The sequence below is a fragment of the Pseudoxanthomonas koreensis genome (assembly GCF_010093225.1).
Classification (GTDB): Bacteria; Pseudomonadota; Gammaproteobacteria; order Xanthomonadales; family Xanthomonadaceae; genus Pseudoxanthomonas; species Pseudoxanthomonas koreensis.
In genome coordinates, this window is the sequence record NZ_PDWM01000017.1 from 18,652 (window position 1) to 31,722 (window position 13,071).

General features: G+C 70.5%; 12 protein-coding genes. 4 read left to right on the forward strand and 8 right to left on the reverse strand.

The window, feature by feature from the left end; translation table 11 throughout:
• Positions 1 to 37: 37 nt before the first annotated feature.
• From CSC64_RS07070 to CSC64_RS07080, 3 genes are all read right to left on the reverse strand, one after another.
• Entirely contained in the window at positions 38 to 1,438 is a 1,401-nt protein-coding gene (locus CSC64_RS07070) for a PhoH family protein (protein WP_162434625.1), read from the reverse strand.
• 145 nt (positions 1,439 to 1,583) lie between these two features.
• Positions 1,584 to 2,060: a peroxiredoxin gene (locus CSC64_RS07075; RefSeq protein WP_162434626.1), complete on the reverse strand. Its 477-nt coding sequence runs from the start codon at positions 2,058 to 2,060 to the stop codon at positions 1,584 to 1,586.
• A 22-nt stretch (positions 2,061 to 2,082) separates the two neighbouring features.
• Positions 2,083 to 2,658 carry a glycine cleavage system transcriptional repressor gene (locus tag CSC64_RS07080; RefSeq protein WP_202922331.1) on the reverse strand — a complete coding sequence of 192 codons (576 nt, stop codon included), beginning with the start codon at positions 2,656 to 2,658 and terminating at the stop codon, positions 2,083 to 2,085.
• Positions 2,659 to 2,818: 160 nt separating this feature from the next.
• On the opposite strand from CSC64_RS07080, the gene dapA reads away from it, so the two are divergent.
• On the forward strand, positions 2,819 to 3,727 hold the full coding sequence (dapA, locus tag CSC64_RS07085) for a 4-hydroxy-tetrahydrodipicolinate synthase (protein WP_162434652.1): 909 nt from the start codon (positions 2,819 to 2,821) through the stop codon (positions 3,725 to 3,727).
• Positions 3,728 to 3,765: 38 nt separating this feature from the next.
• Positions 3,766 to 4,287, forward strand: coding sequence for a hypothetical protein (locus CSC64_RS07090; RefSeq protein ID WP_162434628.1), 522 nt, complete (start codon positions 3,766 to 3,768; stop codon positions 4,285 to 4,287).
• A gap of 89 nt (positions 4,288 to 4,376) precedes the next feature.
• Here CSC64_RS07090 and fdxA read toward each other — a convergent pair whose 3' ends face one another.
• The 5 genes from fdxA to CSC64_RS07115 all read right to left on the reverse strand — a co-directional run bounded on the left by fdxA (position 4,377) and on the right by CSC64_RS07115 (position 8,411).
• Positions 4,377 to 4,700: a ferredoxin FdxA gene (fdxA, locus tag CSC64_RS07095; protein ID WP_162434629.1), complete on the reverse strand. Its 324-nt coding sequence runs from the start codon at positions 4,698 to 4,700 to the stop codon at positions 4,377 to 4,379.
• An 83-nt stretch (positions 4,701 to 4,783) separates the two neighbouring features.
• Positions 4,784 to 5,680: a 2-dehydro-3-deoxygalactonokinase gene (locus tag CSC64_RS07100; protein ID WP_162434630.1), complete on the reverse strand. Its 897-nt coding sequence runs from the start codon at positions 5,678 to 5,680 to the stop codon at positions 4,784 to 4,786.
• A complete protein-coding gene (locus CSC64_RS07105) occupies positions 5,677 to 6,594 on the reverse strand; it encodes an SMP-30/gluconolactonase/LRE family protein (protein WP_162434631.1) in 918 nt (305 codons plus the stop codon). Before CSC64_RS07105 ends, CSC64_RS07100 begins: the two co-directional genes overlap by 4 nt.
• 10 nt (positions 6,595 to 6,604) lie before the next feature.
• A complete protein-coding gene (dgoD, locus tag CSC64_RS07110; RefSeq protein WP_162434632.1) occupies positions 6,605 to 7,756 on the reverse strand; it encodes a galactonate dehydratase in 1,152 nt (383 codons plus the stop codon).
• Positions 7,757 to 7,769: 13 nt separating this feature from the next.
• A complete protein-coding gene (locus CSC64_RS07115; RefSeq protein WP_162434633.1) occupies positions 7,770 to 8,411 on the reverse strand; it encodes a 2-dehydro-3-deoxy-6-phosphogalactonate aldolase in 642 nt (213 codons plus the stop codon).
• A gap of 251 nt (positions 8,412 to 8,662) precedes the next feature.
• Between CSC64_RS07115 and CSC64_RS07120 the strand changes: the two genes are divergently transcribed.
• Entirely contained in the window at positions 8,663 to 9,640 is a 978-nt protein-coding gene (locus CSC64_RS07120; RefSeq protein WP_162434634.1) for a LysR substrate-binding domain-containing protein, read from the forward strand.
• Positions 9,641 to 9,860: 220 nt separating this feature from the next.
• Positions 9,861 to 13,022, forward strand: coding sequence for a TonB-dependent receptor (locus CSC64_RS07125; RefSeq protein ID WP_162434635.1), 3,162 nt, complete (start codon positions 9,861 to 9,863; stop codon positions 13,020 to 13,022).
• Positions 13,023 to 13,071 lie beyond the last annotated feature (49 nt).

Here is a 13,071-nt window from a genome sequence, read left to right on the forward strand (position 1 = left end):
GCGCAGTGCCACCGGGAGCGTGCCGGCGGGGCCGCCGCTACAGCACTTCGGAGGCGAAATCGGCCAGCCGCGAGCGCTCGCCGCGGCGCAGGGTGATGTGCGCGCTGTGCGGCCAGTTCTTGAAGCGGTCCACCGCGTAGGTCAGGCCCGAGGTGGTCTCGGTCAGGTACGGGGTGTCGATCTGCTCGACGTTGCCCAGGCACACGATCTTGGTGCCGGGGCCGGCGCGGGTGATCAGGGTCTTCATCTGCTTGGGGGTGAGGTTCTGCGCCTCGTCCAGGATCAGGTAGCGCGAAAGGAAGGTGCGGCCGCGCATGAAGTTCATCGAGCGGATCTTGATCCGGCTGGCGAGCAGGTCGTTGGTCGCCGCGCGGCCCCAGGCGCCGCCTTCCTGGTTGTGGGTGAGCACTTCCAGGTTGTCGGTCAGCGCGCCCATCCACGGCGTCATCTTTTCCTCCTCGGTGCCGGGCAGGAAGCCGATGTCCTCGCCGACGCTGACCGTGGCGCGGGTCATGATGATCTCGCGGTAGCGCTGCTGGTCCATGGTCTGGGCCAGGCCGGCGGCCAGCGCCAGCAGGGTCTTGCCGGTGCCTGCGGTGCCGAGCAGGGTGACGAAGTCGATGTCCGGGTCCATCAGCGCGTTGAGCGCGAAGTTCTGCTCGCGGTTGCGCGCGGTGATGCCCCACACCGCGTGCTGGCCGCCGCGGAAGTCGTCGACCAGGGCCAGGGTGGCCTTGCCGCCGTCGATCTTCGCCACGCGCAGTTCGACTTCGTCCTCGCCGGGCAGGTACAGGTACTGGTTCGGGTGCCAGTCCTCGTCCTCGCGCGGGGCCACTTCGTAGGTCGTGCGTCCCTTGTCCGACCACGAGCGCAGGTCGTCGCGGTGCTTCTCCCAGAAATCGTCGGGCAGCTCGGTGGCGCCGGTGAACAGCAGGCTGAAGTCGTCCAGCGCGCGGTCGTTCTCGTAGTCCTCCGACGCGATCCCGGCGATCGCCGCCTTGATCCGCAGGTTGATGTCCTTGGAGACGAACACCACCGGGATCTCCGGCGGGGTGGTCTCCTTCAGCGCCAGGATCGCGCCGAGGATGGCGTTGTCGGGGATCACCGCGCCGAAGCTCTTGCCGGCCTCGAAGTGGCTGGTCTGGAAGCGCAGCAGGCCGGCGATCTGGCGCCCGCGCAGCTGCACGCCCTGCGGCTGCATCAGCGGGATGCCCTGGTCCAGCTTCTCCAGTCCCGAGGCCTCGACCAGTTCGTTGAGGAAGCGGCTGACCTGGCGCGCGTTGCGGCTGGCCTCGGAAGTGCCCTTCTTGGCGTTGTCCAGCTCCTCGATGACCTGCATCGGCAGGTAGATGTCGTGCTCGTCGAACTTGAACAGCGCGGTGGGATCGTGCATCAGCACGTTGGTATCCAGCACGTAGATGCGCTTGCCTCGGGTCATCGTGGCTTCCTGGTGGGCGGTGCGTGGCGGTGGGCCGGGATGGTGCGTGCGGCATCGGCGGCGGTCGCGCGCGCCGGTGCCGGACAGGGGCGAGCCGTCGCGGCCTGCGGGGCAGGGCGACGGCTCGGGAGGGAGGCGATGGCGGTCACTGCGAGGTTTCGGCCTTCAGTGCGTCGAGCACGGCCTGGGCATGGCCGGGCACCTTCACCCCGCGCCATTCGCGCGCGATGCGCGAGTCGGGGCTGATGAGGAAGGTGCTGCGGACCACGCCCAGCACCTTGCGCCCGTACATGTTCTTCTCGTGGATCACGTCGAAGGCGCGGCACAGCGCTTCGTCGGCGTCGCTGACCAGGGCGAAATCGAAGCCCTGCTTCGCGCAGAAATTGTCGTGCGACCTGACCGAGTCGCGCGACACGCCGAGCACGTCGGCGCCGAGCCGGGCGAACTGCGGCAGCAGCGCGTTGAAGTCCAGGCCCTCGGTGGTGCAGCCGGGGGTGCTGTCCTTGGGATAGAAGTACAGGACCAGCCAGCGGCCGGCGTAGTCGGCGAGGGTGGCGCTGTTGCCGCCGGAAAGGGCCAGCGGCAGCTTGAGGGTGGCGCGGTCGAGCTTGGGCTGTTTCATCGTGCCGGGGTCGCGCTCCTGCTCAGAACTTCATCGGATCCATGATCGCGTCGAGGTTCAGGTGGTCGCAGAACTCGAGGAAATCGTCGCGCAGCGCGGCGATGTGCATGTTGGAGGGAACGCCGATGGTGACCTGCGCCGAGACCATCTCCGCGCCGGTCTGCATCGCCCGGTAGCGGGTGCTCTGCAGGTTCTCGATGGTGATGCCCTGGCGGTCGAAGAAGTCGGCCAGCTGGAACAGGATGCCGGGCTTGTCGGCGGCCACCACCTCGACGATGTAGGGCAGCAGGTTGGACTGGCTCTGCTTGGCCGCGGTGCGGTACCAGTTGAGCTTGAGCCCTTCCTCGCGGTCCAGGCGGCCGAGCATGGCTTCGAGCTTGGCCACCGCGTCCCACGAACCGGTCGCCAGCGCGGTCATCGACACGTCGCGGCCGACCGTGGCCAGGCGTGCGTCGACCAGGTTGCAGCCGCTGTCGGCGATGCGGCGCGTGACCGGCAGCAGTGGCGACTCCGGATGCGTCGTATAGGCGTTGATCAGGAGGTGGTTTTCGGTCGGCGAAGGCCGCGGCGGGGTGTCGGTCAAGTCGGCTTCCGGCATTGCGTGCGTAAGGCTGAATGGCGGGCCGTCCAGGGCCCAGCCTCGCGGCCAGCATACTTGCCCGTGCTTTCGCGCCGCAAGTATGATCGGGCCTCCCTGGAAGCCGGCCGCGCCACGCGCGCAGACCGCCGGAACCCAGCAATCGCCCGAGTCGAACGCATTGCATCCCACCGGCCTGATCACCGCGCTTGCGACCCCGTTCGACGAGGCCGGCGCACTGGACCTGGGCGCCTGGCGCAGGTTGCTGGAATGGCAGCTGGCCGCGGGCGTGGAAGGCGTGGTCGTCGCCGGTTCCACCGGCGAGGCCTCGATGCTCGCCGACGACGAATACGACACCCTGCTGCGCACCGCGGTGCAGGCCGTCGCCGGCCGCGTGCCGGTGCGGGCCGGCCCCGGCCAGCCGGGCACCGCGCGCACCATCGCCCAGACCCGCCGCGCCGCTGCGCTCGGCGCCGACGTGGCGCTGGTGGTGGTGCCGCCGTACGTGCGCCCCACCCAGTCCGGCATGCTGGCGCACTTCCGCGCCGTGGCCGACGAGGGCGGCCTGCCGGTGATGCTGTACAACGTGCCCGGCCGCAGCGGCGCCGACCTGCTGCCGGAAACGGTAGCCGCACTGGCCGCGCACGAACGCATCGTCGGCATCAAGGAAGCGGTTGCCGATGCGGCGCGCATCGACGCGCTGGTTGCGCTGCGCGCCCCCGGTTTCCGCGTGCTTGGTGGCGACGACGCCACCGCCGCGCGCGCGCTGCTGGCCGGCGCCGATGGCCTGGTCTCGGTCGGTTCCAACGCCGCTCCCGCCGCCTACCGTCGGCTGCTCGACCTTGCACGTGGCGGCGACGCGGCCGCGACTGCGCAGTGGGATGCGCGGCTGGCGCCGCTGCACGCCTTCTGCGGCGTCGAGCCCAACCCGATCCCGGTCAAGGCGCTGCTGCAGCGCCTTGGCCTCGGCCACGGCGTGCGCCTGCCGCTGCTGCCGCTGTCGGCGCGGCACCACGATGAAGCCGCGCGCATGATCGCCCTGGCCCGCGCGCTCGAAGCCAGTTGTGGCCGCGAACCGCTCGCGGCCTGATCCCTTCCGAAACACCCGAACCTTCCGGAGCCTTGCCGATGTCCCACACCTCCCGCCTCGCCCGCGCCTCCACGGCCGCGCTGCTGGCCTTCACCGCGACCGCGCTGCTCGGCGGCTGCTCCTGGTTCGGCGGCGGCTCCAAGGGCGATTACGCGCTCAGCCCCGAAGCGCGCCCGCTGGAAGTGCCGCCGGACCTGAACCTGCCCGACACCAGCGGCGCGATGGCACTGCCGCCGGCCGCCGGCCAGGCGGCCGCCCCGCAGCCCGCCGCCGCACCGGCCGCATCGCCCAGCGGCTTCACCGTCGCCGGCAGTCGCGATGAAGTGTTCACCAGGGTCGGGCCGGCGCTGGAAGCCATCGACGGCCTGGAGATCGCCAGCCGCGCACAGCTGCTGGGCACCTACGACGTGAAGTACCAGGGCGTGGATTTCCTGGTGCGCGTGGTCGGGGTCGAAGGCGGCGCCTACGTCTCGGCGGTCGATCCGCGCGGCCTTCCGGCCACGGCGGGCGCGCCGCTGCAGGTGGTCGCCGCGCTGCAGGCGGCGCTGGCCAAGCACTGATTTTCCGGAAGCCGCCATCGCCGGCACGTGGAAAGGCGCCCGAGGGCGCCTTTCCCATTTGCGGCGGGGCAAGCCGCGCGGTGCGGCCCTCAGCGTTCCAGCAGCGGCAGCTTGTCCGGCTTGCCGTCCCCCTCGGCGGCGTCGGGCAGCGGCTCCTTGCGCACGGTGATCACCGGCCAGGCCTGCGACAGCTCGGCGTTGAGCGCGACGTAGCTTTCCTGGCCGGCCGGCACGTCGTCTTCCGGGAAGATCGCGTTGGCGGGGCATTCCGGCTCGCACAGGGTGCAGTCGATGCACTCGTCCGGGTCGATCACCAGGAAGTTCGGGCCCTCGTGGAAACAGTCGACCGGGCACACCTCCACGCAGTCGGTGTACTTGCACTTGATGCAGTTCTCGGTGACGACGAAGGGCATGGCGAACGGCTGCGTGGCGGGAAGAGCGACCGATATTCTAAGCCAGCGCCCGTGCGCCGTCGCCCCGCGGGCCGCGGCGCGGTTCAGGCCAGGCCGCGCGCCCGGGCCAGGCGGAACATCCCGGCGGCCGCAAGCTCCTCCGGATGGCGGTGCACGGCGACGCCGCGCCGGCGCAGCGCGTGCGCGTAGCGCCCGACCAGGCCGTCGCCGCCGACCAGGTGCACCGGCGTGGACAGGCCGGCGAGCGCGAACTGCACCTCGTGCCCGATCAGCATGCCCGACAGGAAGGAGGGCAGGACCTGCGCCGGGAAGCGCCCGAACAGCGAGGCGGTGCGCACCGCGAACAGGTCGTGCAGCAGGCTGCCGCCGCCGTCGCTGCAGGCCAGTCCGGCGTCGAACGCAGGCTCGTCCAGTGGCGGTTCGCCTTCGGCCATGCCGCGGGCGAGGATGCTGTGCGTGCGCAGCAGCGCGTACAGCTCGCCGGTCATCGCCGTGGCCAGCGAGGTGATCGTGCCGTCGCGCACCTGCACCCACTTGCTGTGCGTGCCGGGCAGGCAGACGGTGTGCGTGCCACCGCCCAGCGCATCGAGGAGGCCGGCGATCTGGGTTTCCTCCCCGCGCATCACGTCGCCGGTGGTGCTGGTGCGGTCGGCGATGCCCGGCACGCACCAGAACTGGCGGTAGCCGAAGCCCGGGGCCTCGCGCGAGGCGTCCAGCCGCAGCATGCCCGCGGCCAGCGCGTCGGCATCGGCCGGGCAGCGCACGTAGGGCACTTCGATCCAGCCGCCGCGTGCGCCGACCATGCCGGCCAGCACCACCAGCGGATCGTCCCAGCCGGCGATCATCGCCGCGAGCACCTTGCCGTAGCGGCCGGCGCAGGCCAGCGCGCCTTCCTCGCCGCGGCGGCGGTCCACCACCGCGCCGCCGGCATCCAGGCGGTACACGCGCAGGCTGCTGCCACCCCAGTCGACCGCGATCATGGCAGTTCCACCCGGCTTTCCGGCAGGCCCAGCGCAGCGCCGAGCGGTATCCCGAACAGGCCGCCGGAGGCGGGCGCGGCGGCGCGCGCCGCCCCATCCAGCCCCTGCGGCGAAGTGATCACGTAGAGCATGTCCATCCCGGCGCCGCCGATCGCACAGCACGACGGCTGCGGCACCGGCACCGGCACGACCCGGTCGATGCGGCCATCGGGTGCGTAGCGGACCACGCGCGCGCCGCCCCACTGCGCGTTCCAGAGGAAGCCATCGGCGTCGATGCAGGAGCCGTCGGCGGCCACGCCGGGCAGGTCGACCGCGGCGAACACGCGCGAGTCGCCCACCCGCGCGGCCTCCGGGTCGTAGTCGCAGCACTGGATCTGCGGCCGGGTGGAATCGCACCAGTACAGCGTGCGGCCGTCGGGCGAGAAGCAGATCGAATTGGGGATGGCCACGCCCGGCAGCGGCAGCGGGCGCAGGCCATGGGCGGCCGAGTACTGGAAGAACGCGCCGAGCGGCGACTTCACCGCCGATCCGTCCATGGTCCCGAACACGAAATTGCCGTGGCGGTCGGCGCGGCCGTCGTTGCTGTGCGTGCGCGGCTCGTGCGGCTGCACGTCGGCCAGGTGCCGCAGCGGCAGCGGCGCGTCGTCGCCGGCCAGCGCTGCGTCCAGGTCGGCGTGGGACAGCGCCCTGGCCAGCGCCAGCAGCAGTTCGCCGGAAGCGGCAAGGCCAAGGCAGCCGGGGCGGTCGGGCAACGCCCAGTGGTGCGAGCGACCGCTGGCAGGTTCGTGCATCCACAGCCGCGCGCCGTCGATGTCCACCCACAGCAGCGCCTGCCGGCGTTCGCACCAGAGCACGCCTTCGCCATGGGCGCAGCGCGCGTCGACGATCAGGTGGGCGGTCGGGCCGGGATCCATCGGCGCAGTTCTACCATTCGGCGACGCTCCCGTCCGCATGCCGCCAGAGGGGATTGCGCCAGTCGGGCGGGTTGGCGTGGGCGCGGCGCAGGCGCTCCTCGTCGATTTCCACGCCCAGGCCGGGCCGCGGCAGGGCGCGGATGTGGCCGCCCTCGTCGCAGGCGAAATCCTCCCGGTTGAGCACGTAGTCGAGCAGGTCGGCGCCCTGGTTGTAGTGGATGCCGATGCTCTGCTCCTGCAGCATCGCGTTGTGCGCGACGAAGTCCACCTGCAGGCAGGCGGCCAGCGCTACCGGGCCCAGCGGGCAGTGCGGCGCGAGGGCCACGTCGTGGGCCTCGGCCATCGCCGCGATCTTCACGCATTCGCTGATGCCACCGGCGTGCGACAGGTCCGGTTGCAGGATCGCCAGGCCGCCGGCCTGCAGCACCTGCTTGAATTCGAAGCGCGAGTACATGCGTTCGCCGGCCGCCAGCGGGATCGCGGTGGCCGCCGCCAGGCGCGGGTAATGCTCGGCCTGCTCGGGCAGCACGGGTTCTTCGACGAACAGCGGCTTGTAGGGCTCCAGCTCGCGCAGCAGCACCCGCGCCATCGGCGCGCCGACGCGACCGTGGAAATCGACGCCGAAGTCGACCGTGTCGCCGAACGCGTCGCGCACCGCGGCCACCCGCGCCAGCGCCGCGTCGACCGCGCGCGGGCTGTCGACCAGGCGCAGCTCCGCGGTGGCGTTGAACTTGAAGGTGTCGAAGCCCAGCCCGCGGTAGCCGTCGATCTGTTCGACCAGGTCGTCCGGGCGGTCGCCGCCGACCCAGCGGTAGGTCTTCATCCGGTCGCGGACCAGGCCGCCGAGCAGCTGGTACACCGGCACGCCCAGGGCCTTGCCCTTGATGTCCCACAGCGCCTGGTCGATGCCGGCGATCGCGCTCATGAACACCGCGCCGCCGCGGTAGAAGCCGCCGCGGTACAGCACCTGCCACAGGTCGTTGATCCGCGCCGGGTCCTGGCCGACCAGGTAATCGCCGAGTTCGTGCACGGCGGCTTCGACCGTGCGTGCGCGGCCTTCGACCACCGGCTCGCCCCAGCCGGTGACGCCTTCGTCGGTCTCGACCTTGAGGAACAGCCAGCGCGGTGCGGCGTGGTAGGTGGTGAGGCGGGTGATCTTCATCGACCGGCATCCCTCATCGGCGGTAGCCGGACTGGACCAGGCGGAACTCGCGCGCGTTGGTGCGGGTGCGTTCTAGCGGCTGGCCGGGGCGATAGAGTTCCCCGCCGATGCCTGCGCCGTCGCTGCCGGCGGCCAGGTAATCGGTGAGGGTGAGCGGGGTGACGCCACCGACCACGAGCAGGGGTACCGCCGGCAGCACCGCGCGCAGCGCGCGCACGTGGCCGGGGCCGAAGCTGGCGGCGGGGAACAGCTTGAGCATCTGCGCGCCGGCGTCTAGCGCGGCGAAGGCTTCGCTGGGGGTGGCGAAGCCGGCCAGTACCTGCATCCCGGCCGCGACCGCGTGGCGGATCAGCGCCGGGTTTGTGTTCGGGGTGACGATGAAGCGCGCGCCGAGCTGCCGCAGGGTGTCGACCTCGGCCGGGCGCAGCACGGTGCCGCCGCCGATCCAGGCGTGCCCGCTGTGGTCGCGCACCGCGGTAGCAATACTCTGCGCCCAGTCCGGCGAATTCAGCGGCACCTCGATCGCGTCGTACCCTTCCTCGACCAGCGCGCCGACGTGCGCCGGCGCCTCGGCCGGGGTGATGCCGCGCAGGATCGCCACCAGCGGCAGGCGGAACGGCAGTTGCGGCGCGCGCGCGCCCTCGGCGATGGTCATGGTGCGGCCGCCCGTTCGACGCCGCCGTGGCTGCGGCAGGTCCTGCCCGCCGGACCGGCCCGCTGGGGACGGCCTGTTCTGTCGTGCGCCATGGGCCCTCCGCCCGGACGATGCCCGCGCGTGGCGCGGGCGTGCGCCTGCGCTTCACGGATGAATGGGCGGCGCTAGCCTCGCCCGGCAAGCTATGTTGGGCAAATGAAATTTTCGCCGTAATCTATTCCCCACTCGCATAGATCGCCCTGGGAGGGGAGATGGGCAAGCCCACCGGCAACGCGCACTGGTTCAACCCGTCGCGGCTGAAGACCCGGCACCTGCTGCTGCTGATGCACCTGGAAGAGCAGGGCTCGGTGCTGCGCGCCGCCGAGGCCGCGCGTATGACCCAGCCGGCCGCCTCCAAGTTGCTGGCGGAAATGGAGGGCCTGCTCGGGGTGCCGCTGTTCGAGCGGCATGCGCGCGGGGTGGAGCCGACCTGGTACGGCCAGGTGCTGATCCGGCGCGCGCGCACCGCGCTGCTGGAGATTAATCGCGCCCAGGAGGAGATCGCCGCGCTGCGCGAAGGGCGCATGGGCCAGGCCTCGATCGGGACCGTGGTCAATCCGGGCACCAACCTGGTGCCGCAGGCGGTGGCTGCGGTCAAGCGCGAGTACCCGGACATCCTGGTGCGGATCGAGATGGACTACAGCCGGCCGCTGGTGGCCGCGCTGCTGGACGGCCAGCTGGACCTGGTGGTCGGCCGGATCATGGATCCGGCGGACAGCGTGGACCTGGAGTTCGAGTCGCTGGCCGACGAGCCACACTCGGTGATCGTGCGCGCCGGCCATCCGCTGGACGGCCGCGCCCTGGTCCGGCACGAGGAACTGGCGGACTACGGCTGGATCCTGCCGCCGCCGGACAGCGTGCTGCGCGCGCGGCTGGAGACCATGTTCCTGGAGAACGGCCTGGTCGGCGCGCGCAACGCGATCGAGACCGCGTCGCTGCCGGTGATGATCAACCTGCTGCGGGTCAGCGACCTGCTGGTGGCGCTGCCGGTGGAATCGGTCGCCTCCTACGTGCAGGCCCGGCAGCTGGCGGTGCTGCCGGTGGAGCTGGGGGTCGGCATGGAGTCGTTCGGGATTATCCGCCGCCGCGGCCACCTGCTGTCGCCGGCCGCCGAGCGGGTGCTGGAGGCGCTGCGGGCCACGGCGCAGCGGTTGTACGCGGGTCACGCCCGGCCGACCGGGGCCTCCTGACCGCGGTTTTCCAATTCCATTGAGGAATACCGCCTATCCCAAAACTTCATTGGTGTCCGACCCGCACCCCCTCCTATGGTGCCTCCGGGGAAACCTTTGCGCCGCTGCGGTATCGTTATCTCGTCCGGGATGACAGCGCTTGCAGGGGGGCGGGACGCTCCAGGGGAAAAACAGAAAAACCAGTCCGTTCGATCCGTCAGTGTCCTGGGAGGGAACAGTGATGTCGAAGCAACCGATTGGCACCGCCACGCGCGGTGCGACCTTGCGCCTGCCTGTCCACCTCGCCCGTTCCGCGCTCGCCCTGGGCATCGCCCTGGCGCTGCCGGCCGGGGTGCTGCACGCCCAGGCCGCGGCCGACGTGGCGGAGGACCAGGCCGGGGAGGCCGCCGGAAAGACCGCCGAAGCCGCTGGCGGCGCCGAGGGGACCCAGGACTTCCAGTCCGTCGAGGTCAGGGGCATCCGCGGCAGCGTGATGCGCGCCCAGGACCTCAAGCGCGACGCCGATCAGATCGTGGACTCGGTCACCGCGCAGGACATCGGCGCGCTGCCGGACCGCAGCGTGACCGAGACGCTCAAGCGCGTGAGCGGCGTGACCGTCACCAACTTCCTGGCGCGCGACGATCCCGACCACTTCTCGGCCGAGGGCAGCGGCGTGATGATCCGCGGCCTGACCCAGGTGCGCGGCGAACTCAACGGCCGCGACGTGTTCAGCGCCAACGGCGGCCGCGGCCTGAGCTTCGAGGAAGTGCCCTCCGAGCTGATGGCCGGCGTGGACGTGTACAAGAACCCGGCGGCGGACATCATCGAGGGCGGCCTGGGCGGCACGGTCAACCTGCGCACACGCATGCCGTTCGACGAGCCCGGGCGCAAGGTCGCCGCCAGCATCGACTACAACTACGGCGACTTCGTCGAGAAGGGCAATCCGTCGGGCTCGTTCCTGTTCAGCGACCGCTGGACCACCAGCGGTGGCGGCGAATTCGGCTTCCTGGCCAACGTCTCGTATTCGGAACTGGCCACGCGTTCGGACGGCATCCAGGTCGAGGCCTACCAGCGCCGCAACGACGCCGCGCTGCTGGAAGGCACCAGTTTCGACTGGGTCTACATCCCCGGCGGCGTCAACTGGCGCACCCTGGACTTCGAACGCAAGCGGCAGGGCCTGGCCCTGGCGGCGCAATGGCGGCCGAACGAGAACACCGAGGTCTACGCCCAGTTCCTGCGCTCGAAGTACAACATGCAGTGGCGCGAGCACTCGATGACCTTCGGCGACCAGCTGCAGGGCGCCGATGGCGCGTGGCGCGACAACGACATCCTGCCGGCGCCCGGCACGACGTTCACCTACGACCGCAACGGCGTGTTCCAGACCGGTTACGCGACGCGCCAGCGCCAGGAAATCGACTGGGTGAACATCGACTGGGGCAGCATCGACTGGAGCCAGCCCTGGGATCCGAGCATCACCGAGCTGTGCTGCGACCTGGAGCCCTACAGCCTGGCCTTCCGTACCACCAACCGCCTGGCCACCCAGGAGACGGTGACCAGCGACTGGTCGGCCGGCTTCCGCCACTACATCACCGACCGGCTGGTGATGCGCGGCGACCTGCAGTACGTGGAGTCCTCGAGCAAGCCGGTGGACTTCTCCGTCATCGCCAGCACCTTCCTCAGCGACGTCTACCTCGACCTGACCGGCAAGTATCCCTCGCTGCAGCTGGCCGCCGAGCACGAGCAACTGGGCGACCCGCGCTCGTACTCGTGGCTGGCGAACATGGACAACCTGCAGGACAACCATGGCGAGGAAGTCGCCGCGCGCCTGGACTGGGAGTACGCCTTCGACGACAGCAACTGGCTGCGCTTCTTCCGTTTCGGCGTGCGCGCCACCTCGCGCGAGCAGGTCAACAGGGACAGCGGCTGGGACAACTGGATGCCGGTCAGCGCCACCTGGGCCACGCTCGACCCCGGCGCCACCGGGCAGTACGGCTCCTGGGACGGCGGCAACGAGCTGGCGTGGCTGAGCGACTACCTGCCGCAGTACTCCGAGCTGTACACGATGGGCAACTTCTTCCGCGGCAAGGTCCAGGTGCCGGGCAACCTGTGGTACCCGAACAACGCGATCGTCGATCTGGAGAACGCGGGCGCGGCGTTCCCGCCGCTGTATGCCGACCGCCTGGCCGCCGGCGGCCAGGGCTGGCTGCCGGCGGTGTTCAATCCGCAGGACACCAACCACCAGGAGGAACGCACCCAGGCGGTGTACGGCGCGCTGTACTTCGAGAACGACAGCCTGTTCGGCGGCCGCACCCTCGACGGCAACGTCGGCGTGCGCATCGTCCAGACCAGCACCTCGAGCGTCGGCTATGGCCAGATCCCCGACCTGAGCGGCCAGCTCCGGCTGACCCCTGAGGTACGCGCGGCGTTCGACGGCAGCTACTTCAACATCGACAGCGCCGGCAGCTATACCGACGTGCTGCCCAGCCTCAACCTGCGCCTGCACCTGAACCCGCAGCTGCAGTGGCGCTTCGCCGCGTCCAAGGCGATCGCGCGCCCGGAGTTCCGGCAGATGACCTCGTGGCTGCCGCTGCGGGTGGGTGTGGACGAAAGCTGCCAGCCACAGCAGAACGGCGGCGCGCTGTGCGGCTTCGAGTACCTCGAGGGCTTCACCGGCTCGGCCGGCAACCCGAACCTTGAGCCGATGCGCGCCAACCAGTTCGACACCGCGCTGGAGTGGTACTTCGGGCCGGCGAACATGCTCTACGCGACCCTGTTCTACAAGGACGTGGAGGGCTACTTCGTCTCCGAGACCCGCGACGAGGAGATCGGCGGGATCAGCTGGGCGGTGACCCGCCCGCACAACCTCGATACCGGAAAAATCCAGGGCTTCGAGGTGGGCTGGAACCAGTTCTTCGACTTCCTGCCCGGCTGGATGAAGGGCTTCGGCGTGCAGGCGAACTACACCTACGTGGACAGCTCGGGCGGCAGCAACATGAACCCCGATCCGAACGATCCGGACGCGCGCCGGCCGCAGGTGGACAACCTGCCGCTGGAAGGGCTGTCCGAGCGTTCGTACAACGTGGTGGGCATCTACGAGCACGGCCCCTGGTCGTTCCGCCTGGCCTACAACTGGCGTTCGCGCTACCTGCTGACGGCCAGCGAAACCAACCTGCAGCTGCCGATGTGGGCGGACGATTTCGGCCAGCTGGACGGCTCGTTCTTCTACAACATCAACGACAACATCCAGGTCGGCATCCAGGCCAACAACCTCACCGACGCGGTCACCACCGTGCTGATGGGGCCGCGGCTCTACGACGACGGTTACCTGGACGAGACGCTGTACCCGCGTTCGTACTTCATGAACGACCGGCGCTACTCGGCGGTGCTGCGCGCGCGCTGGTAGCGCTGTTCCACCGCGACATGTTTCCTCCGTCGGCCCGCGCGGGCAACCG